A 19,702-nucleotide genomic window follows, 5' to 3' on the forward strand; every position below is an offset into this window, starting at 1 on the left:
GGCTAGGCCGGCCCGACGACCAGGAGCCAGTCGCCGCCGTCGTCCGCATTCCGCCCGGGGGTCCGCACGCGCCCGCGCAGCTCGGCCGCGACCTGGGCGCCGGACGACGGATCCACCCATCGGGCCGATGCCTCGGGGGCGAGCGCAGCCAGGTCGAGGCCGATCTCGCGCTCGGTGGGGACGTAGACGACCGCGTACCGCCCGTCGGCCGTGGCCGCCGCCGTCACCCGTTCGCTCTCGAGGACGTCGATGCCCTCGCCGTCGCCCGACGACGCGCCCTGGCCCGAGACGACCAGGGCGTCCGTCGGGCTCAGCTCCCACCACGGCAGCGACTCGAGGGCGTCGCGCACCACGCCGACCTGGCGCAGGCCGGGGCTGTCGAGACGAGTTTCCCAGCCGTCGTGGAACTCCCAGTCGTCGCTCCCGTAGAAGTCCCCCGGCGAGCCCGAGGTCAGCGCCCACGCGGCCTGCCGCCGCAACGTCTCGTTCGTCGTCCCCGGCCCGGACGGGTCGTTGTTCTCGCCCTCGTAGTTCCCCTCGCCGAAGAGCGCCGGCATCGCGGGCCGGCGGTCGTAGGCCTCCCGGACGGCGGTGTCGGTGGGCAGGTAGGAGTACACGAAACTGAAGTCCACCCGCGGGGCCCAGTACGGATTGTCGGTCGAGATCGAGCTCGGGTAGCCCAGCTGGATCGAGAACGGTCGGTCGTCACCGGTGTCGCGGATGCCCTCGAGGACCTCGTCGAAGCACCGGTCGACGTCGCTGCCGGCGGCCAGGTCGTCCGTCTGCGGGAAGTAGTCCCCGCCCGTCATCCAGACGAGGCCCGGGAGGTCCGCGGCCCACGTGCCGACCCGGCCGCCGTACGTCCGGCAGTCCTGGAGGGACGACGTGGCGAACGCACGCCCCACGGTCCAGCCGTCGACGGGGTACAGGAACACCGAGATGCCCCGCGCGGCGGCCGCCGCGAGGGTCGCGTGCGCGCGCTCCCAGTACGCCGGGTCCCAGGACAGGACGTCTCCGTCGACGAAGGGACGGATCCCGTCGTTCGTCGTCCCGTCGTCGCCGGGCCCACCGTTGGCCGACGCGCCCAGCAACGAGACGATCATGGCGTTGATACCGCGTTCTTGGCGGTCGTCCAGGTACTTGACGGCATCCTCGGGTGTCAGGTCGACGAGGAGCGACCAGGGCGAGTCGCCTCGGACCAGGATCGGCGCGCCGTCCTGGTCGAGGAAGTACCGCCCGCCCGGCTCGACGCCGGTGACGAACCGCGTACCGGCGGGGACGTCGACCATCGGCGCGGGCGTGGCAGGAAGCTCTGGAGTGACGGGCTCCGCCGAGCCCGTGATCGAGCTCACCCGGCCCTCGTGCACCCGGTCCCACCACAGCGCGCCTGCCCCCACCGCCAGGAGGAACGCCACCGCGGCGACGACGGCGACGGCACGGCGGACCCACGGGGACGACCTCGCGCGCGCCACGGTGCGAGGCCCTCCTCAGCCGGTGAGCCCGGCAGCCGTCGCGACATCGCGGGCCATCCCGCGCCATCGCGGGAGCACCCAGCCCGGCCCGATCTGCGTCCAGCACCGGACCTTCTCCGCGATGGGGAGATCGGACGTGCCGACCGCCCGGTAGAGCTCGAGGTTGAGCCTCGACTGCGGGAACGCGAAGCGCACCCCTGCCGAGGGCGCATGCCACTTGACCTGCTCGTGCCCCTGCAAGGAAAGCTGCTCGGGCATCCGCCGTTGGAGGAACGACTGGTCGTCCACGACGACCGCCCTCCCCTGGCACAGCAGCTCGGTGAGCAGGACGACGTCGTCGCCCACCATCGCCAGGAGAGGACGCACCCTCTCGAGCGCGCTCCTCCTGATGACGCCATACATGACGTGTGCGGCGAGAGACCGGTAGAGGTTCCGGATGCGCAGGTGCGCCGAGCTGTCGTCCAGGCCCAGCTGCGTGTCGTTCAGATCCTCGAAGAGGTGGCCCTCACCGTCGACGAGGCGTGTCCGTGTCATCGCGAAGGCCGCGTCGGGGCGCGCCGCCAGGGCCTCGACGCACGACGAGGCGAATGTCGGGAGCTTGATGTCGTCGACGGCCATCCAGCTGAACAGCGGGGACGACGTCACCTCGACCACCCTCCGGTAGTTCCAGGTGCCCCCGCGGTTCGTCTCCGAGCGGAGGTACCGCACCCGCGGATCGGCAGCCGCCGCCGCGCGGCAGATCTCCTGGGTGGCGTCGGTCGAGCCGTTGTCGGAGACGACGACCTCGATGTCCTCGTAGTCCTGGGTCAGCAGCGATCCCAGGGCGTCCTTGAGGTATCGCTCGCCGTTGTAGACGGGGAGCCCGAACGCCAGCGAAGCGGTCACCGGTCTGCCGCCCTTCCGAGCTCGAGGATGCTCTTCGCGACCACGAATGCCTCGGCGAAGCGACTCCGGCACTCCATTCCGCGCAGTCGCATCAGCCCGAGGAAGACCTCGTGGTCCCACCAGTCGTGGGCCTTCTGGGACGGGTAGCACGCGTCGAGCAGCTCGACCTTGCGCCGTGCCAGGTCGTCGTCGACGCGCACGTAAGTGGTCGGGCGGCCCATGTCGCCGTCCCACTTCGGGATCTCGTAGTGCAGCACCACCGCGTCGCGCCACACGGTGGGCGCCAGCCGCCCGACCAGCCGATGGTCCTGGTGCGCGTCGTCGGCTCGGGGCGCGAGCACCAGGTGCGGCGCCGGGTTCCGCTCGGCGTGCTCGTGCAGGGCTGCCTTGGCGCCGCCCCAGTGCTCCGGGAGGCGCCCGTCGGGCAGTCCGGCGAAGCGGGACGTGGCCCCGGGCAGGTACGCCTCGGCGGCCGCGCGCGCCTCGGACTCTCTGTCCGGGTCTCCCGTGAGCGTGAGGAACGCCACCTCCGTCCCGCCGCGGGCGGCCAGGGTAAGCAGCGTGCCGCCGCAGGCGATCTCGACGTCGTCGGGATGGGCGGCGAGGCATACGACCCGCAGCGGCCCCGCCGGGAGCGAGAGCCCGATCACGAGACGGCCCCCGCTCGCTCGTGGAGCGCGCGCCCGGCCGAGGGGTCGTCGTCGGCGATCGCACCGAGGAACGTCATGAGCCGCGAGGACTGCTCGGACAGCCGCAGCCTGGCCTGGTCCAGCGGGTCCGGGTCGTCGTCCGCGTCGGACCCCAGCAGCTCGAGCGCCTGGGCCGCGACCGAGTCGGGGTCGAACGCGTCGATCGCGTGCGCATGCCTCCCCTGGCCGAACTGTCCGAGCAACCAGGTCTGCTTCTTGCCGTAGCCCAGTGACACGACCCGCAGCCGCAGCCGCAGCGCGGCGACCAGGTGGTGGTAGCGGGACGCGACGACGACACGACATCCGGCGATCGCTCGCGAGACGTCCTCGAGGGAGTGCGTCTCGGCGGCAGCGACACAGCCGGGGCCGAACGACGCGGAGCGGGCGGCGACCTCCTCGACCGTCGGCGTGTCGGGGAGCGCCCCGCCGACGAGGACGACGTCGACCCCGGCCTCGGCGAGGGGCCGCACCACCCGGAGCACCCGGTCGACATACGCACGTCGGTCGGCGCCGGTCTCGGCCGTCCCGATCCCGCGATACTCGATCACCCCGACTGCGACCGCGACCTGTCTCGTGCCGACGTCCCGGCGGTCACCCGGGATGCCCAGCACCAGGTCAGGAACCAGGGCCGGCCTTCTCCGTACCCCGAGCCGGTGTGCCGCTCGCGCCGACCCCTCGTCCCGCACCGACAGGTAGGTCGCCAAGCTCAGCGTCCATCGAAAGAGGCGCGCTGTCACTGGGTGGAAGGCCTCGTCGACCCCCACCGACAGCACGACGAAGGGACGCCGCAGGAGACGGGCCGCGAGCGCGTACCAGAACAGGGTTAGCGGAATACCTCCCGGGGCGATCGCCAGCCCTTCGAAGATCCCGGTCCCCGGAACGAGCACCACGTCGAGTCCACGCACCGTCCGCACGGCCGACCACGCGTCGGCCACCTTGCCCACGAGGCCCCGGGCGCCGCCCCGGGGAGCCGTCGGGTGGTGCAGCGGAACCGCCGCGACACGATGCTCGGCCGCCACCACGTCATGCTTGTCGGCGACGACCACAGGGGTGATCCTGCGGTCCGCCCGGAGGATGTCGAGCATGGCCGCGAGCGACGCCTCGTTCCCGAAGTTGTGGACGCCGAACTCGCCGACCAGCCCCACGCGGACGCTGCGCCCCGATCGACGACCCACTAGACGGCCCGTGGGAGCGGGGCGACGTCGCCCACGTCGACCTCCGGTGCGCGGCGCACGGAGAGCTGGCGGCGGGCGTCCCACACGGCCCACGGCCGGTCGCCGATCCGGTTCATCTCCTCCAACGCGGACCGCTCCTTGAGCGTGTCCATCGGCGCCCAGAACCCTCGGTGCGGGTGCACCCGGAAGCGTCCGTCCCGGGCGGCACGGACGCAGGCGTCCATGACCAGGTCCTCCCCCTCGGCGAGGTAGTCGAAGATGCCCTGGCGCAGCACGAAGTAGCCGCCGTTGATGCACATGGTCATGTCGGCCACCGGTTCGAGGTCGCGCATCGTCCCGTCGGGGTCGAACCGCACCACGTGGAACGAGTCCTGCGGGGAGACGGCCATGAGCGAGCCCACGGCGTCCGTGGCCATGAAATCGTCGACGATGCGGTCCATCGGCGCGTCCGTGAGCACGTCCCCGTAGTTGGCGAGGAACACCTCGTCGTCGTCCAGGAACCGACGCACGCGGCGGAGGCGCTCGCCGATGGCGGTGTCGATGCCGGTGTCGACGAACGTGATGCGCCACTCGCTGATGTCGCTGCTCAGCAGCTCGACCTGCTCGCCCCCCTTGGTGAGGACGAAGTCGTTGGAGTGCGTCTCCTGGTAGCTCAGGAAGTAATCCTTGACGGCGTTCGCCCCGTAGCCGAGGGCCAGGACGAACTCGGTGTGCCCGAAGTGCGCGTAGTACTTCATGATGTGCCACAGGACGGGCCGCGACCCGATCGGCATCATCGGCTTGGGCAGCGAGTCCGGGCCGGAGCGCATCCGCATCCCCAGCCCGCCGCAGAACAGCACGACCTTCATGACGAACTCCCTTCGGCGGTACCGGGCACGTGATGGACGCGGCGCGGGGCGGCGCGGGGTCGCAAGGCCGGGGCGACCGGCCTGCCGTCGATGAACCCGTCCGTGGTGCCGGCGTCGAGCGCTGCGGCGTACACGGGCAGCGCCCCCGCGACGGCGTCCACGGTCCGGTCCACGTCGACGTCGGTGTGCGCAGCGGAGACCACGAACGACTGGGCCAGCACGCCGCGGCGCAGCAGCTCGGCGAGGAAGAGCGTGCGGTACGCCTGCGAGCGCGCGCCGGCGGGGTCGCGGGTGCCGAAGACCAGGCACGCCGGGTGCCCGGAGACGGTCACGTGGCTACCGAGCCCTGCCGCGTCGACGACCTGCTGCACGCCCGCGCGCAGCCGCTCCCCCTGGGCGGCCATGATGCCGGGCACATCCGCCGCCGCGTACTCCCGGTGCACGGCCAGCCACGCCGCCAGGCCCGCCGTCTCGGCGCCGTGCGTCGTCGACAGCAGGAAGACGCGGCGTGCGTCCGTCGCCAGCCCGCCGAGCTCCATGAGCTCGCGACGCCCCGCGAGCGCCGACACGGCGAACCCGTTGCCGAGCGCCTTGCCCCACGTCGACAGGTCCGGCGTCACGCCGAAGACCGACTGCGCGCCCCCGGCGGCCCAGCGCATCCCTGTGATGATCTCGTCGAAGACGAGCACGACGCCCTGGCGGTCGCACAGGTCGCGCAGGCCCTCGAGGTACCCGGGCGGCGGGCTCGCGTGGGCCGTCGCGGCCTCGAGCACGAGGGCGGCGACGCGGCCGTCGTGCTCGGCGAGCAGGGCCTCCACCGCGGGTAGGTCCCCGTACGGGAAGCGGAGGGTGAGGTCGGCGATCGCGCGGGGGATGCCCGCGTCCATCGCCGTCGTGCCGATGAACCAGTCGTCCGTGGAGAAGAACGGGTGGTCGGCGCACACGGCGACGAGGTCGCGGCCCGTGGCGGCGCGGGCCAGGCGCACCGCGGCCGTCGTGACGTCCGAGCCGTTCTTGGCGAACTTCACCATGTCCGCGCCCGGCACCTGGTCGCAGAACGCCTCCGCGGCGTCGAGCTCCCACGTGCTGGGCCGCGAGAAGCTCACGCCGTCGGCGATCGCCGCCGCCACGGCGTCGACGACGGGTCGGAACCCGTGCCCGAGCGTGACGCTGCGCAGCCCCATGCCGTACTCGACGTACTCGTTGCCGTCGACGTCCCACACGTGCGCGCCCGCCCCGCGCGCGAGCACCGGCGCCATGCGCTCGGGGTACTGGTCCGCGCCGCGGGCGTACGTGTGCGCACCCCCGGGCACCAGCCGGTGCAGCCGGTCCTGGGCCGCCGCCGAGCGCTCGAACGACGGGCCCTGCCCGGCGGGCTGCGACAGGTGCTGCGCCAGCTGCGTCATCGTGTCCCCCAGCGGAGTGGGTCAGGAGGTGGGTCGTGAAGCGTGGTGGGGGCGGCAGGGGCCGTCCCCGCCGCCAGTCTGCGATGCGGTTCCTGCCGGTTGAAGGGGCCGCAGGCCTTTTCATCCAGTGGGCCGGAGGACTTCACCCGTCCCGACCGCTGCCCGCTCCGTACGGTGTGACCATGCAGGTGCTGCCCACCACCCTCGACGGAGTTCTGCTTCTCGCCCCCACCCCGCACCGGGACGAGCGCGGGCTGTTCACGCGCACGTTCGACACCGCCACCGCGGCACGCGCCGGCCTGGTTCCCGCGGCGTTCGTGCAGGACAGCCAGTCCCGCTCCCGCCTGGGCGTGGTGCGGGGGCTGCACGGCCGCGTGGGCGGCGGCGAGGCCAAGCTGGTGCGCGTGGCGCACGGCGCCGTGCACGACGTCGTCGTCGACGCCCGGCCGGGATCGCCCACGTTCGGCCGTTGGGAGGCGTTCCGGCTCGACGACGTCGGCTTCCACGTGCTGTACGTGCCGCGCGGCTGCCTGCACGGGCACCAGACCCTGACCGACACGGCCGACGTCTGCTACCGCATCGACGCCGAGCACGACCCCGCCGAGGATGTCGCCGTGCACCATCTCGACCCCGACCTCGCCGTCGACTGGCCCCTGCCCGTCTCGCTCGTCAGCGACCGCGACGCCGCCGCCGGGTCGTGGGCCGTGCTGTCCGAGCAGCTGCTCGCGGGCTCGTCCGGAACGCCACAAAGGCCCCGATAGCGCCACGGTGTGTCGCGCCGAGGCGCACCGAGCTTCACATTCGGGGCACTGCGCCGAGAACTCCTCCATGGCCACCTCGTCACCAGGGCAGCCGAGGTGCCAGCCGACGTTGGCGATGATCGTGTGCGTCAACGAGTGAGCGATCGCGCCGGCGAACTCACCGTGTCCATCCCCCCGTCGCATGTTCGAACGGGCCCAGGCGAGCGGCGACCCACCGCGAGCGCCCCCGAGGTCGTCGCCAGGGGGTACGTCGCGCCGAGGCTGCGGGTCCGCCTGTGGACGGCGAGGTCGTCCACAGATTCATCGCCACCCCTGGCCCTTTCGAACTCCTGTTCGATAGCGTCCAGGTGCTCGAGAGCGCGGCAGCGGGCCGCGAGCGGCCAGCGAGACTCAGGAGGGCCCCGGATGACGTTGACCGACGATGTCGCGCTCGCCGCGCCGGTCCCGCACCTGCCGGCGCTCGACGCCGAGGCGGCGTTCGCCATCGCTCCTCTCGACGTGACCGGCGCCGTCGACGCCGTGGAGTCGTGTGTCGCGGCGCTGGTCGACGCGCTCGACCGCGGTGCCCTCGACGCCCTCGAGGCGATCGGGCTCGTCCAGGTCTCCGCCCGGCTCCGGCGCATCGGCGAGCGCGTGGACGCCGCCCGGTGGCAGGTGCTGCCCCCGCTCGAGGCCGACGGGCGGTGGTCGCTCGACGGGTCGCGCAGCTTCGCGCATTGGCTGGCCCGCGCCGAGAACGTGGCCCTGGGTACCGCGCGTCGCGATGTCCGGACGGCGCGTGCCCTGCGCGACGTCCTGCCCGCGACCGGCGCCGCCGCCCTCGCCGGGCGGCTCGGCGCCGACCACCTGCGCGCCATGGTCGACGTCGCGCCCACCTCCGACGCTCGGCGCGACGCACTGACGGCGCCGGTCGGCGGAGCCGACCCCGTCGACGGCGACGACGACCCGGACAGGCACGCGGCCGACGAGGGTGCGCCGGACGTTCCGGCCGGCTCTCCCGTCACGGGCGAAGAGCACCTGCTCTCCCTGGGTGGGCTGTCCACCCCGGGACAATTCCGGCGCCTCGTCAGGCGTTTCGCGCACGTGGCGGACCCGGAGTCCGACGAGCGGGGCTACGCCACGGCCCGCGAGAAGGAGTTCGTCGACCTCTCCCCCACCTGGGACGGCTACCACCTGGCAGGCTTCCTCACCGAGGAGCACGGCCAGGTGCTACGCGCCGCTCTGGAGGCCGTCACCGGCCGGCCCGCCGCGGGTGACCGGCGTACGCCCGCCCAGCGCCGAGCCCAAGGCCTCGCCGACCTCGCGCGGACAGCGCTCGACGCCGGCACCGTGGGAACCGGAGCTGCGGTGCGGCCGCACCTGAACGTCACCGTCTCGTTCACTGAGCTGCAGCGGGTGCTCACCGGTGCCACGGCCTCGCCCGGTGTGCCCGTCGGCGCCCGCACCCCTGGACCTGACTGGGGGGGCGGCGCTGGCCGACGACCCCGCCGAGTTCCTGGACGGGCGCGGCCCCCTCCCGGAGTCACTGCTGAGGCGGATCGCCTGCGACAGCGAGGTGACCCGCATCGTGCTCGGACCGCGGTCCCAGGTGCTCGACGTCGGTCGGTCGCGACGCACCGTGACCGGCCCGCTCCGGCGCGCCGTGATCGCCCGCGACCGGCGGTGCACCTGGCCGGGCTGCGACGAACCCCCGCCACGGTGCGAGGTGCACCACGCCGTCACCCACTGGGCGGACGGGGGCGGCACCTCGGCCGAGAACTCGGCCCTGCTCTGCTGGCACCACCACGACCACGTCGACGCGCACGGCATCACGATGCGCCACGACGGTGGCATGTGGCGCTTCACCGACCGCCACGGGCGGCCGGTTCCCGACGCCTGGTCCGGGTCCTCCGAGGAGCCACCGTGAGCCGCCGGTGCGCGCCCGGCTATCGACCGAGCGCGCCGGTGGCACCCGTGACGACCCGGAAGGCAACGGGCTCCGGCTCCGCGACGACCCATGTGCCGCCGGCCGACTCCACCTCAGGGTGCGCGGCGCGTACCTCGGACAGGAGGTCCGGCACGAGCACCAGCACCCAGGCCGGGCGCAGCTCCGCGAGCGCGGAGGGCGCCACGATCGGCACCCGTGCGCCGGCACCGGCCGCGGTCGGCATGGCACGCCCGTGCTTGGCCGTCGACCCGTCGACCACCGCCGTCAGGTTCTCCGCCGTCACACCGGCGGCCGCGAGCAGCGCGACGGCTCGCGAGGCCGCGCCGTACCCGACGACGACGTCGCCAGCACGGGCGTCGAACCACGCACGCAGCGCGGTGGACGTCCGCGCGACGTGCTGCTGCAGCGTGCCGACCCCGTCCACCCGAGTCGCCCCCGCAGCGGTTTCCGCACGCAGCGCCTCGGAGAGGGCGCCGCCCAACCGGTCGTCGCGGGCGGCGTAACCTGCGCGGGCCGAACCCACCCGGGCGAACGCGACCACGCACGTGCCGCCGTACAGCGGGTAGCGCCACAGCCCGACCGGCACCAGCCCGACGGCGCGCGCCGCCGCGACGAGCACGGTGAGCGAGTAGTAGGCGAAGTGCCCGTGCCGCAGGGCGTTCCAGGTGCCGTCGCGCAGGATGGTCGTCAGCGGGTGCACGTGCACCGCCAGCACGCCCTCGGACGTCAGCAGGTCGGCCCGCCCCTGCCATGCCGTGCGCTGGTCGGGCTCGTGCATGAGCCCGAGCGAGTCGACGACCAGGTCGGCGCGAACACCGGCTGGAGCGCCGGCGTGCCGCGGGCCGGCCTCGCCCAGGAGCACCGTGTCGGGCGCCACCTCACGCAGCGGGCCGAGCCACGACCCGCCGTGCGGGCTGGCGATCTCCATCACGCGCGCCCGCGCCGGCACAAGCCCGGCCCCGACGAGGTCCCGCACGGCGTCGTGGGCCTGAGCCACGAGCGCGGCGGGCTCGACGCCGCGCGGCTCCTCGGCACCGGTCGGGTCGTCCTCGAGCTGGGCGAGCCCGCACGCTTCGCACAGCACCATCCGCAAGGGGTACGCGGGGTCCGGCCCAGGCTCGTCCGGCGTAGGGAACCGGTCGGCCGCCGGCTGGTCACCCAGGTCGAGCACGACCGTGGCACGGTCCGACCGGCACCACCGGCAGCGCCACCCAGGCACGGGTGCGTTCATGTGCCGGGCTCGAAGACCTCGAGCCGCGGCAGGAAGGTCACCAGCCGGCCGCCCCAGTCCGCGACGTGCGCCAGCTGGGCGGAGATCTCCCGCCGCAGGTTCCACGGCATCACGACGACGTAGTCCGGTCGCGCCGCGTCGAGCGCCTCGGGCGCGTGGATGGGGATGTGCATGCCAGGCGTGTACCGGCCGTGCTTGTACGGGTTGCGGTCGACGGCGAACTCGATGAGGTCGGGCCGCACGCCGCAGTGGTTGAGCAGGGTGTTCCCCTTGCCCGGCGCCCCGTAGGCGACCACGCGCTTGCCCTCGCGGCGAGCGGTCAGCAGGAAGCGCAGCACGTCGTCGCGCACGGCGGCGACCTGCTCCGCGAAACCGGCGTGCCCCTCGACGCTGTGCAGCCCGGCCGCGGCCTCGGCGGCGAGCACTCGCGCGACGGCGTCCGAGGGCTCGGGCTGCGGGCCGTCGGGCGTGGGCGCCGACCAGGTGCGCAGGGACCCGCCGTGGCTGGGCAGCTCGTCGACGTCCACCACGGTGAGCCCGGCGGCGGCGAGCACGCGCTGCGTGGTCAGCAGCGACAGGTAGCTGTAGTGCTCGTGATAGATCGTGTCGTACTCGTTGCCCTCGACGAGCCGCAGCAGGTGCGGGATCTCGATCGTGACCCGGCCGTCGTCCGCGACGAGCTGCCGCAGCCCGCGCGCGAAGTCGAGGATGTCCGGCACGTGCGCGAACACGTTGTTGGCGACGACGAGGTCGGCCGGGCCGTGCTCGGCCCGCACGCGTCGTCCGGTCTCGGCGCCCAGGAACTCCACCACGGTGGGGATGCCTCGCTCGGCGGCGGCGGCGGCCACGTTCCCGGACGGCTCGATGCCGAGGCAGCGGATCCCCCGGTCCGCGACGTGCTGCAGCAGGTAGCCGTCGTTGCTCGCGACCTCCACGACGAACGACCGCGCGGGGGTGAGCCCGAGCCGCTCCACCGCGCCGTCCACGTAGCGCCGCGCATGCTCCACCCAGGAGGCGGAGTACGAGGAGAAGTAGGCGTAGTCGTCGAAGATCTCCTCCGCGGCCACGTAGGCGGGCAACTGAACCAGCAGGCACCGGTCGCAGATTCGCACGTGCAGCGGGTAGAAGGTCTCCGGGCCGTCCACCTGCGCCGCCGTCGGGTAGGTCTCGCACGGCGGGGACATGCCGAGGTCGACGAACGTGGTGGTGAGCGCGGCGCCGCACAGGCGGCATGCCGGAGCGGGCGCTGCGGCGGGCACGCTGCCCTCCGTCTCCGCCACGGCGAGCTCCGCATGCCGGGCCTGCGGCTGCGCGGTCACGCCGCCACCGCCGTCCGCAGCGTCTCGAGATCGAGGGCGCCGGAGTCGGCGAGCTCACGCACCCGGTGCAGCCGCACGAAGCGTGCCCCCTCGAAGTCGTCGGCCTGCAGCCCGTACCGCTGGGCGGCCCGCCAGATCTGGCGGATGCCGTCGGGCACGGTCCAGCGCGGTGCGGCCTCGGGCAGCTCGGCGCGGATCCGCGTGAAGTCGACGCGGTAGTTGCGGGCGTCGGCACCGGCGCCGGCGGCGAACGTCACCGGCGCCCCGGTGATCTCGCTGACCTGCTCGGCGACGGTGCGGATCTGCACGACGTCCTCGTCACGCCCCACGTTGAACGCCCGGTCGTGCACGACCTCCCGCGGCGCCTCGAGCGCCGCGAGGAACGCGCGTGAGATGTCCTCGACGTGCACGAGCGGCCGCCAGGGGCTGCCGTCGGACTGCAGCCGCACCTGCCCGCGCGTATAGGCGGTCCCGGTGAGGTTGTTGACGACGATGTCGGCCCGGAGGCGCGGCGACGAGCCGTACGCCGTGGCGTTGCGCAGGAACGTGGGCGAGAAGTCGTCGCCGGCCAGCGCCGAGATCCCCCGTTCCGCCTGGACCTTCGACTCCCCGTACGGGGTGACGGGGTTGAACCCCGAGCCCTCGTGGACGGGTGCGTCGCCCGCCGCGCCGTACAGCGAGCACGACGACGAGAACAGGAACCGCGGCACCCCGGCCGATCGGGCCGCGCGCGCCATGCGCACCGCGCCGTCCGTGTTCACGGAGAACGTGGCCTGCGGGTTCAGGTGGCCCAGCGGGTCGTTCGAGATCGCGGCCAGGTGGATCACCGCGTCGAAGCCGACGAGGTCCTCGGGCCGCGCGTCCCGGACGTCCCCGGTGCGCTGCTCGTAGCCGGTCACGGGCGGCCCGAAGTCGCAGCCGTCGTACCAGCCGGCATCGAGCCCTACCACCTCGTGCCCCGCCGCCTGCAAGAACGGCACGAGCACCGCCCCGACATATCCGCGGTCACCATCGACGAGCACTCGCATCGTCCGTCCCCCGTCGTCGTTGTTCCGGCCGGCCCTCGGGAGCGTGGTGCAGGCCCGTGGTCCGGTGGCTTCGCAGCCGGTTCGACGCTAACCAGCGGCCGGCACCCACCGTGAGAGTTGCCCGGGGTGAAAACCCTCGTCGCCCGGGTGATTCCGGCGCCACGGCGTTCCCCGCCCGGGCAGCGGCGGCGAGGATCGGGTGGCATGAGGGTCCTGCGAATCTCCCACAGCGCGGTCGTCGACGCCTGGCGCGGTCGCGAGGCCGAGCTGCGGCGGCACGGCGACCACGTCCGTGTCCTGACGGCCGCCGTGTGGGACGAGGGCGGCCGCGACGTCCGCCCCACGCCGACGCCGGACGAGGAGCTCGAGCCGGCGCGCACCCTCGGCCGCCATCCCGCCCTCTTCCTCTTCGACCCGCGGGCGCTCTGGCGGGTGCTCGGCGAACGGTGGGACGTGCTCGACATCCACGAGGAGCCGGTGGCGCTCGCGACCGCGGAGATCCTGGCGGTCCGCGCCGCACGGCGGTTCGCCGACGCGCTGCGCGGTCACCGCCCCGCCCCGCCGGCCCCGTACCTGCTCTACTCGGCGCAGAACCTCCTCAAGCGGTACCCGTGGCCGTTCCGCGCGCTGGAGTGGGTCGCGCTGCGCCACGCCGGCGCCGTGGTCACGTGCAACCACGACGCCGCCCGCATCGTGCGCTACAAGGGGGCGCGCGGCCTGGTCGAGCGGATCCCCCTGGGGCTCGACACCGCGCTCTTCTCCCCGTCCGGCGCGCCCCGGCAGCCAGGCACCCGCGTCCGGGTGGGGTATGCGGGGCGCCTGACGACGCAGAAGGGCGTCGACGTCCTCCTGGACGCCGTCGGCCGGGACGACGGGCTCGAGCTCGTCGTCGCCGGAGCCGGGCCCGAGGAGTCGCGGCTTCGCAGGCGCGCTCGACCGTTCGCGGACCGCGTGAGCTTCCTCGGCCCGCTTGAGACCGAGGACCTGCCGGGTTTCTACCGCGACCTGGACGTGCTCGTCGTCCCGTCCGTGCTCGCGTCGGGGCTCGCCGAGCAGTTCGGCCGAGTCGCCGTCGAGGCGATGGCGTGCGGGACGCCGGTGGTCGCGACCCGGGTCGGCTCCGTCCCCGACGTGGTGGAGGGGGCGGGCGTCCTCGTGCCGCCCGGCGACCCGCGTGCCCTCCTGGACGGCATCCGCGAGGCGACGCGACCGGAGCGGGCCGCCGTGCTGCGCGAGGCGGGGCTCGCCCGCGCGATGGAATGCTCCTGGTCTGCTGTCGCCGGGGGGTATCGCGCGGTCTACGCCGCGGTCGTGGACCACCCGGTGCCGGCTCCGTGGCCGTCGGCGCACGACGGCCGCGGCACCACGGCACCGCCCCGCGCCGAGGTGGTCGTGGTGGCCTACGGCGCGCCGGAGCTGCTGCGCGACGCGCTCGCACCGCTCGCCGGCGCCCACCCCCTGACGGTGGTGGACAACTCGTCCGACCCGCGGCACCGCGCGATCACGGAGGCCTACGGCGGCGCCTACCACGACCCCGGTCGGAACCTGGGGTTCGCGGCCGCGGTCAACCTGGCCCTGGCGCACCGCCAGGACCCCGGCGCCGACGTGCTGCTGCTCAACCCCGACGCCGTCGTCGGCCCTGAGGCCGTCGCGACGCTCCACACCGCCCTGCACGCGGACCCCGGCCTCGCGAGCGTCGGCCCCACCCAGGTCGACGGCGACGGGCGGCCCGGCCGCGTCGCCTGGCCGTTCCCCTCGCCCGCCCGGTCCTGGCTCGAGGCCGCCGGGCTGGGCCGGCTCCGGATCCCGGGGGAACGCTCCTTCGTCATCGGCTCGGCGCTGCTGATCCGCGCCGAGGCTCTGCGGAGCGTGGGCGCCCTCGACGAGCGGTTCTTCCTCTACGCCGAGGAGACGGACTGGGCCTACCGGGCCGACCGGCGCGGCTGGCGCCACGCCGTCGTGGCGACCACCGAGGTCACGCACCAGGGCGCCGGCACCAGCACGGACGCCCGCGTGCGCGAGCTGCACTTCCACGCCTCGCAGGAGCGCTACCTCCGCAAGCACTTCGGCACGGCCGGATGGGCCGCCGCACGGGCCGGGCTCGTCGCCGGCGCGATGGTGCGCTCCGCCGCGCTCCACGGCCCGCGGCGGGAGTCCGCGGTGCGCCGGCTGCGCACCTACCTCGCCGGGCCCGCCCTCCTGGAGGACCGCGAGGTGGCGGCCCCGTGACCGCCGTCGGCCGTCGCGTGGACCTCCGGGCGACGACGACCGCCGCCACGTGGGCGGCTGTCCTCGCGGTCGCCGTCATCGGCGTCACGTACACGCTCGCCCACGACCTCAGCCTCGGGGTGGCCGCCGCAGCCGTCGTCGTCCTCGTCGGGGTCACCGTCTACGACCCGTCGATGGTGGCGGTCGTCGCCATGCCCACGTTCGTCGTCGCCGAACGCGTCGGCGGCGACACCCTGAACATGACGCTCAGCGACGTGACGATGTTCGCGGTGTTCTGGGTCGCCCTCCTCTTCTCCACGCGACCCTTCACGCCGGCGCTGCGGTCGATGCTGTGGCTCTCGGCGATCTACCAGCTCGCGACCCTGTTCGCCGTCGTCGCCACCCCCTTCCGGCAGAACACGGTCGAGTGGTTCCATGCGTGGCTCCTGGTGGGCGGGGCGCTCGTCGTGGGCTGGGCGGTGGGCCGGGCCGGGCGCGCGACGCTCGGGCTGACGCTGGTCACCGCCCTCGTCCTGGTCATCGCGCTCAACGCCTGCGCAGTGGCCGCGGCACAGCTCGCGCAGGGCATCACCACCGCGGCCTATCCGAGCTGGCCGTTCGCCATGCACAAGAACCTCGCGGGGCCGATCTTCATGTCGTTCGCGCTCGTCGCGTTCGTCCGGCAGCCCTGGCTGCACTGGCCCGCGTGGTTCCGCGTCCCCACGTTCTACGTGCTGGTCCTCGGCATGCTGGCCGTGCAGTCCCGCCAGGCGATCGTCGGCCTCGGGGTCGGCCTCCTCGTCCTCGCCCTTCGCCCAGGGCACGGGCCGCGAATCGGGCCGCGGCTCATCCTGCTCACCATGATCCCGGCGGCAGCCTTCGTCGCGAGCCGCGTCCAGGAGGACCTCACGGGGGACGATCCGTTCAACTCCACGGCGTTCCGCGCGGCCGGTATCGAGGGGGGCTTCGACGTCTGGCGGGAGAACCCGTGGTTCGGCGCCGGCCTGCGCTGGTGGACCACGGGGCCCGAGCCGGGGTTCCAACCGCCGAACGCCGTCGCGGAGGTGCTCTCGTCCGTCGGGGTCGTGGGCCTCGCGGGCTTCTCCATCCTGATGCTCGGGACTGTGGTGGTCGCGTGGCGGATGGACCCGCGGTACGGGACCCTCGCGGTCGCCCTGCTCGCGTCGCGCCTCGTCTCCAGCCAGTTCGACCAGTTCTGGGTCTCGATCATCGTGTCCCTGCCCTTCCTGCTCGTGGGCGTCTGCCTGGGTGCCGAGGGGTACGAGAAGGCGCCGGGCCCGCCGGGCGTCGACCACCGGCTCGGCGACCGGCTGGTCGCCGCGCGACGCTCGACCCCGGAAGCGCTCCGGCCGCTACCGGCCCTGCAGACGGAGGCATCATGAGGATCACGCACGTCGTCGTGACCGACGCGTTCGCCGGGGTCGAGGCGCACGTCGCCCGCCTCGCGCTGGCACAGGTCGAGGCCGGGCACGACGTCACCCTGATCGGCGGGGCCGCGGCCCCGATCCGGGGCGTGGTCGGCGGCGCGGTCGAGCTCCGGCCGGGGACGTCGGTGGCCCAGGCGCGTCGGTCGCTCGCCGCGGGGCCCCGGCCGGACGTGGTCCACGCGCACATGACGGCGGCCGAGACCGCGGTGTGCCTCGACGCCCGGGTGCTCACGCGGCGGGTCCCGCTGGTCGTGACCCGGCACTTCGCCCTCATCCGCGGCCGGAGCCCCCGCGGCCGCGTCGCCGCCCACGTGATCCGCCGGACGGTGGCCGCCCAGATCGCGATCAGCAGGTTCGTGCAGGAGCGGATCGACGGGCCGAGCCAGGTGATCGTCGCCGGTGTGGAGCAGCGGCCGCATCCTCGCGGGGGCGCGCTGCGTTCGCCCACGGTGCTCGTCGCGTCCCGCCTTGAGCCGGAGAAGCGGGTGGACGCCGGCGTCCGCGCCTTCGCCGCGTCCGGCCTCGCGGATGTGGGGTGGCGCCTGCAGGTCGCCGGGACTGGATCCCTCGAGGTCACGACGAAGGCGCTGGTGGCGGAGCTCGGGCTCGATGATGTCGTCGACCTCCTCGGATACCGCGACGACGTCGCCGCCCTCATGGCCGACGCCTCGATCTTCCTGGCGCCGACGCCCGGCGAGCACTTCGGGCTCAGCGTGCTCGAGGCGATGGCGAGCGGCATCCCGGTGGTGGCCGACGGATCCGGCGGCCACGTCGAGTCGCTGGGCCCCGACGGCGCGCCCGGGCTCTACGCCACCGGCGACGTCGCCGACGCGGCGCGGCGGCTCCGCGATCTCGCCGGAGACCCGGGGCTGCGCGACCGCTACGGGGCCGCCCTGCAGGCCAGGCAGCAGAGCGAGTTCTCGCTCGCCCACCAGGTCGCAGCGACCGAGCAGGTGTACCGGAGCGTGCTGCGATGACCCCGCTGCCGGCCCCGCCGCCGACCTCGGAGCCCGACGGCGGACCCGACCTCGTCGTCGTGTCCCTCGAGCCCTGGGACGAGGTCTGGCGGCGCAACCAGCATCTCGTCGCCGGGCTCCTGCGGGCGCGGCCGGCGATGCGTGTCCTTTTCGTCGAGCCCGTCAGCGATCCCGTGCACGCGATCACCCGATCGGCGCGGCCCCGGCGCGGACGCGGGCTGCGGCCGGCTCCCGCGGTCGAGGGGGTGGGCCCGCGCCGGCTCTGGCTCCTCGAGCTGACCAAGCTGCTCCCGCGGCGCGTCGCCCCGGACGGCGACGCGCGCCGGGCCGCCGCCGTTCAGCGAGCGGCGCGGGGGCTCGGCCTGTCGAGGCCTGTGCTGTGGGTCAACGACCCGTACGGCGCCACGCTGGCCCGCGAGAGCGGGTGGCCGACGCTCTACGACGTGACCGACGACTGGACCGTCGCCTCGCGCGGTGCGGCCGAGTCGCGACGCGTGATCGAGAGCGACCGCTACCTCGTGGACCATGCCGCGACCGTGAGCGTGTGCTCCCCCGCTCTCGCGGCCCGCAAGGCCGACGCCCGGTCGGTCGTTCTGGTGACCAACGGCGTCGATCTCGAGCGCTACCGGCGCCCGGCGCCCCGCCCGGCCGGCCTGCCGCCCGGGCGGACCGCGGTCTACGTCGGCACGCTCCACCCCGACCGGCTGGACGTCGGGCTGTGCGAGGCCACCGCCCGCGCGCTCGACGGCGTCGGCACGCTGGTGCTCGTCGGCCCGGTCGCGCTGGAACGCCCGGCCGTCGACCGCCTCCGGCGCGCGGGCGTCGTGCTTCTCGGTGCCCGACCGTTCGACGAGGTGCCCGCCTATCTCCAGCACGCCGAGGTGCTCGTCGTGCCGCACGTCGTCGACGACTTCACCGACAGCCTCGACCCGCTCAAGCTGTACGAGTACCGCGCGGTGGGCCACAACGTCGTCTCGACGCCCGTGGCGGGCTTCCGCGACTCGGCTGACCCACGCGTCATGGTGACCGCACCGGAGACCTTCGCCGCCGACGTGCGAGGCGCGCTGCTGTCCGACACGGTTCCTCGGCGGCCCCGGCCGACCCGGGATCTCGAGCCGATCCCCACCTGGGAGCGTCAGGTGGCCCTCATGTCGGACGTCGTCGACGCCGTCCGGCGGCCCGCTCCCACACCTCGGTGACGGCGCGCGCCGTCCCGCGCGCGGGGAACCGTCGTGCCGCGTCGTCGTACGCCGCGCGTGCCCGCCGCTCCGCACCGTCCGGGTCGTCGAGCACGGCCAGGATTCCCGCGGCGAGCGCCGGCGCGTCTCCCGGTGGCACGAGCACGCCGAGGTCCTGCCCGTCCGGCCGGACGATCTCCGGTACCCCGCCGGCGTCCGTCGCGACCACGGGCACCCCGCGCACCATCGCCTCCACGACCACCTGACCGAACGGCTCCGGGACGGGCGAGGCATGGACGCAGACCGACAGCCGGTCGAGCTCCTGCTCCGGGGAGTCGCTGAACCCGACGACGTCCACGGCGTCGCGCAGGCCCAACCTGTCGATCTCCTCGTCGACGGCGTCCGCGTAGCCCTCGGCTCCGAACAGAGCCCCCCCGACCAGGCGGAACCGCGCGTCGGGACGACGGTCCAGCACCGTGCGCGCCGCACGCACCAGCTCCAGCTGCCCCTTGGTCGGGCTGAGCCGTCCGACGAGTCCGATCACCGGGAGACCTGGAGCCACCCGCGCGTCGAAGGTCGGCACCGCCTGGTCCGCCGCGTACCCGGGGTGGACGACGGTGAGGTCGCGCACTCCCGGCAGTGTCCGCGCCGTCGCCGCCGAGTTCGCGACGACCGCGCGCGGGCCGCGACGCGCCAGCGCCCGGAGCATCCTGACCGCCGTCGCGGGGAGGTAGTCGTCGGCGATCCGGTCGTGGACGTGCCACACCACCGGCACCCGGCGGCACGCCGCCGCGAGGAGCCCGATGACGTCCGCCCGCAACGAGTTGGTGTGCACGACGTCGGCGTCCGCCCACCAGAGCAAGCTCGCGACCCGGACCAGGAGCCGGGTGGTCTCGCCGACCGCCAGGACCGACCGCCAGGAACCGCCGAGCGCATGACGGTCCATGGCCCGCATCCTCGACCCGGTCGTCACGACCGCCGTGCGCACCCCCGCGGCGCGGAGCCTGGGCACGAGCGGCCCGTCGTCCAGGACGATGGCGCGGAGCTCAACGCGGCGGGGGTCGAGCTCCGCGGCGAGCCGGAGCAGCGCCAGCTCCCCGCCGCCCAGCGACGCCGTGTGGTCGATCACGACGACCCGCAGCGGACCCTG

Annotated in this window: 16 protein-coding genes and 1 pseudogene; 7 read left to right on the forward strand and 10 right to left on the reverse strand. The window is 74.2% G+C overall.

Annotated features, from left to right (window positions below):
- Positions 1-2 precede the first annotated feature (2 nt).
- Genes AC1C2V_RS03055 through AC1C2V_RS03080 form a run of 6 tightly spaced genes read right to left on the reverse strand, consistent with a single transcriptional unit; the run spans position 3 to position 6,475 of the window.
- On the reverse strand, positions 3-1,472 hold the full coding sequence (locus tag AC1C2V_RS03055) for an apiosidase-like domain-containing protein (protein WP_495388089.1): 1,470 nt from the start codon (positions 1,470-1,472) through the stop codon (positions 3-5).
- Positions 1,473-1,487: 15 nt separating this feature from the next.
- Positions 1,488-2,357, reverse strand: coding sequence for a glycosyltransferase family 2 protein (locus tag AC1C2V_RS03060; protein ID WP_495388090.1), 870 nt, complete (start codon positions 2,355-2,357; stop codon positions 1,488-1,490).
- Complete coding sequence (locus AC1C2V_RS03065) at positions 2,354-3,007, reverse strand: PIG-L deacetylase family protein (RefSeq protein WP_495388091.1); 654 nt, start codon at positions 3,005-3,007, stop codon at positions 2,354-2,356. The genes AC1C2V_RS03060 and AC1C2V_RS03065 overlap by 4 nt, the downstream gene beginning before the upstream one ends.
- The gene (locus tag AC1C2V_RS03070) at positions 3,004-4,191 is read right to left on the reverse strand and encodes a polysaccharide pyruvyl transferase family protein (protein ID WP_495388092.1); all 1,188 of its coding nucleotides are present in this window, start codon (positions 4,189-4,191) and stop codon (positions 3,004-3,006) included. Before AC1C2V_RS03070 ends, AC1C2V_RS03065 begins: the two co-directional genes overlap by 4 nt.
- A 29-nt stretch (positions 4,192-4,220) precedes the next feature.
- Positions 4,221-5,069, reverse strand: coding sequence for a sugar phosphate nucleotidyltransferase (locus tag AC1C2V_RS03075; RefSeq protein WP_495388093.1), 849 nt, complete (start codon positions 5,067-5,069; stop codon positions 4,221-4,223).
- Positions 5,066-6,475 (reverse strand): glutamate-1-semialdehyde 2,1-aminomutase, encoded by a 1,410-nt coding sequence (locus AC1C2V_RS03080; protein WP_495388094.1) that lies wholly within the window; start codon positions 6,473-6,475, stop codon positions 5,066-5,068. Before AC1C2V_RS03080 ends, AC1C2V_RS03075 begins: the two co-directional genes overlap by 4 nt.
- Before the next feature lie 182 nt (positions 6,476-6,657).
- Between AC1C2V_RS03080 and AC1C2V_RS03085 the strand changes: the two genes are divergently transcribed.
- From AC1C2V_RS03085 to AC1C2V_RS03095, 3 genes and pseudogenes are all read left to right on the forward strand, one after another.
- Positions 6,658-7,236 carry a dTDP-4-dehydrorhamnose 3,5-epimerase family protein gene (locus tag AC1C2V_RS03085; protein ID WP_495388095.1) on the forward strand — a complete coding sequence of 193 codons (579 nt, stop codon included), beginning with the start codon at positions 6,658-6,660 and terminating at the stop codon, positions 7,234-7,236.
- A gap of 405 nt (positions 7,237-7,641) precedes the next feature.
- Positions 7,642-8,586 (forward strand): annotated as a pseudogene (locus tag AC1C2V_RS03090) (DUF222 domain-containing protein); the annotation flags it as partial.
- 55 nt (positions 8,587-8,641) lie between these two features.
- Positions 8,642-9,142 carry an HNH endonuclease signature motif containing protein gene (locus AC1C2V_RS03095; protein ID WP_495388096.1) on the forward strand — a complete coding sequence of 167 codons (501 nt, stop codon included), beginning with the start codon at positions 8,642-8,644 and terminating at the stop codon, positions 9,140-9,142.
- A 19-nt stretch (positions 9,143-9,161) separates the two neighbouring features.
- Here AC1C2V_RS03095 and AC1C2V_RS03100 read toward each other — a convergent pair whose 3' ends face one another.
- The 3 genes from AC1C2V_RS03100 to AC1C2V_RS03110 are packed head-to-tail and all read right to left on the reverse strand — an operon-like array spanning position 9,162 to position 12,741.
- Complete coding sequence (locus AC1C2V_RS03100) at positions 9,162-10,394, reverse strand: class I SAM-dependent methyltransferase (protein WP_495388097.1); 1,233 nt, start codon at positions 10,392-10,394, stop codon at positions 9,162-9,164.
- Positions 10,391-11,713, reverse strand: coding sequence for a methyltransferase domain-containing protein (locus AC1C2V_RS03105; protein WP_495388098.1), 1,323 nt, complete (start codon positions 11,711-11,713; stop codon positions 10,391-10,393). Before AC1C2V_RS03105 ends, AC1C2V_RS03100 begins: the two co-directional genes overlap by 4 nt.
- The gene (locus tag AC1C2V_RS03110) at positions 11,710-12,741 is read right to left on the reverse strand and encodes an NAD-dependent epimerase/dehydratase family protein (RefSeq protein ID WP_495388099.1); all 1,032 of its coding nucleotides are present in this window, start codon (positions 12,739-12,741) and stop codon (positions 11,710-11,712) included. The genes AC1C2V_RS03105 and AC1C2V_RS03110 overlap by 4 nt, the downstream gene beginning before the upstream one ends.
- A 204-nt stretch (positions 12,742-12,945) precedes the next feature.
- On the opposite strand from AC1C2V_RS03110, the gene AC1C2V_RS03115 reads away from it, so the two are divergent.
- From AC1C2V_RS03115 to AC1C2V_RS03130, 4 genes are read left to right on the forward strand one after another with little or no spacing between them, the layout of a single operon-like run.
- Positions 12,946-14,970 carry a glycosyltransferase gene (locus tag AC1C2V_RS03115; RefSeq protein ID WP_495388100.1) on the forward strand — a complete coding sequence of 675 codons (2,025 nt, stop codon included), beginning with the start codon at positions 12,946-12,948 and terminating at the stop codon, positions 14,968-14,970.
- Positions 14,967-16,352, forward strand: coding sequence for an O-antigen ligase family protein (locus tag AC1C2V_RS03120; protein WP_495388101.1), 1,386 nt, complete (start codon positions 14,967-14,969; stop codon positions 16,350-16,352). Before AC1C2V_RS03115 ends, AC1C2V_RS03120 begins: the two co-directional genes overlap by 4 nt.
- Positions 16,349-17,374, forward strand: a complete 1,026-nt coding sequence (locus AC1C2V_RS03125; protein ID WP_495388102.1) for a glycosyltransferase family 4 protein — start codon at positions 16,349-16,351, stop codon at positions 17,372-17,374. The genes AC1C2V_RS03120 and AC1C2V_RS03125 overlap by 4 nt, the downstream gene beginning before the upstream one ends.
- On the forward strand, positions 17,371-18,573 hold the full coding sequence (locus AC1C2V_RS03130) for a glycosyltransferase (RefSeq protein WP_495388103.1): 1,203 nt from the start codon (positions 17,371-17,373) through the stop codon (positions 18,571-18,573). The genes AC1C2V_RS03125 and AC1C2V_RS03130 overlap by 4 nt, the downstream gene beginning before the upstream one ends.
- Here AC1C2V_RS03130 and AC1C2V_RS03135 read toward each other — a convergent pair.
- Positions 18,521-19,681, reverse strand: coding sequence for a glycosyltransferase family 4 protein (locus tag AC1C2V_RS03135; protein WP_495388104.1), 1,161 nt, complete (start codon positions 19,679-19,681; stop codon positions 18,521-18,523). The two genes, AC1C2V_RS03130 and AC1C2V_RS03135, sit on opposite strands and share 53 nt — an antisense overlap.
- Between the last annotated feature and the right edge of the window lie 21 nt (positions 19,682-19,702).

Source organism: Isoptericola sp. Y541, assembly GCF_059445465.1.

Bases quoted from the DNA above. Each gene is read 5' to 3' on its own strand.
- AC1C2V_RS03080 (WP_495388094.1), bottom strand. From the start codon at position 6,475: ATGACGCAGCTGGCGCAGCACCTGTCGCAGCCCGCCGGGCAGGGCCCG.
- AC1C2V_RS03125 (WP_495388102.1), top strand. From the start codon at position 16,349: ATGAGGATCACGCACGTCGTCGTGACCGACGCGTTCGCCGGGGTCGAG.
- AC1C2V_RS03075 (WP_495388093.1), bottom strand. From the start codon at position 5,069: ATGAAGGTCGTGCTGTTCTGCGGCGGGCTGGGGATGCGGATGCGCTCC.
- AC1C2V_RS03085 (WP_495388095.1), top strand. From the start codon at position 6,658: ATGCAGGTGCTGCCCACCACCCTCGACGGAGTTCTGCTTCTCGCCCCC.
- AC1C2V_RS03115 (WP_495388100.1), top strand. From the start codon at position 12,946: ATGAGGGTCCTGCGAATCTCCCACAGCGCGGTCGTCGACGCCTGGCGC.
- AC1C2V_RS03130 (WP_495388103.1), top strand. From the start codon at position 17,371: ATGACCCCGCTGCCGGCCCCGCCGCCGACCTCGGAGCCCGACGGCGGA.
- AC1C2V_RS03100 (WP_495388097.1), bottom strand. From the start codon at position 10,394: ATGAACGCACCCGTGCCTGGGTGGCGCTGCCGGTGGTGCCGGTCGGAC.
- AC1C2V_RS03110 (WP_495388099.1), bottom strand. From the start codon at position 12,741: ATGCGAGTGCTCGTCGATGGTGACCGCGGATATGTCGGGGCGGTGCTC.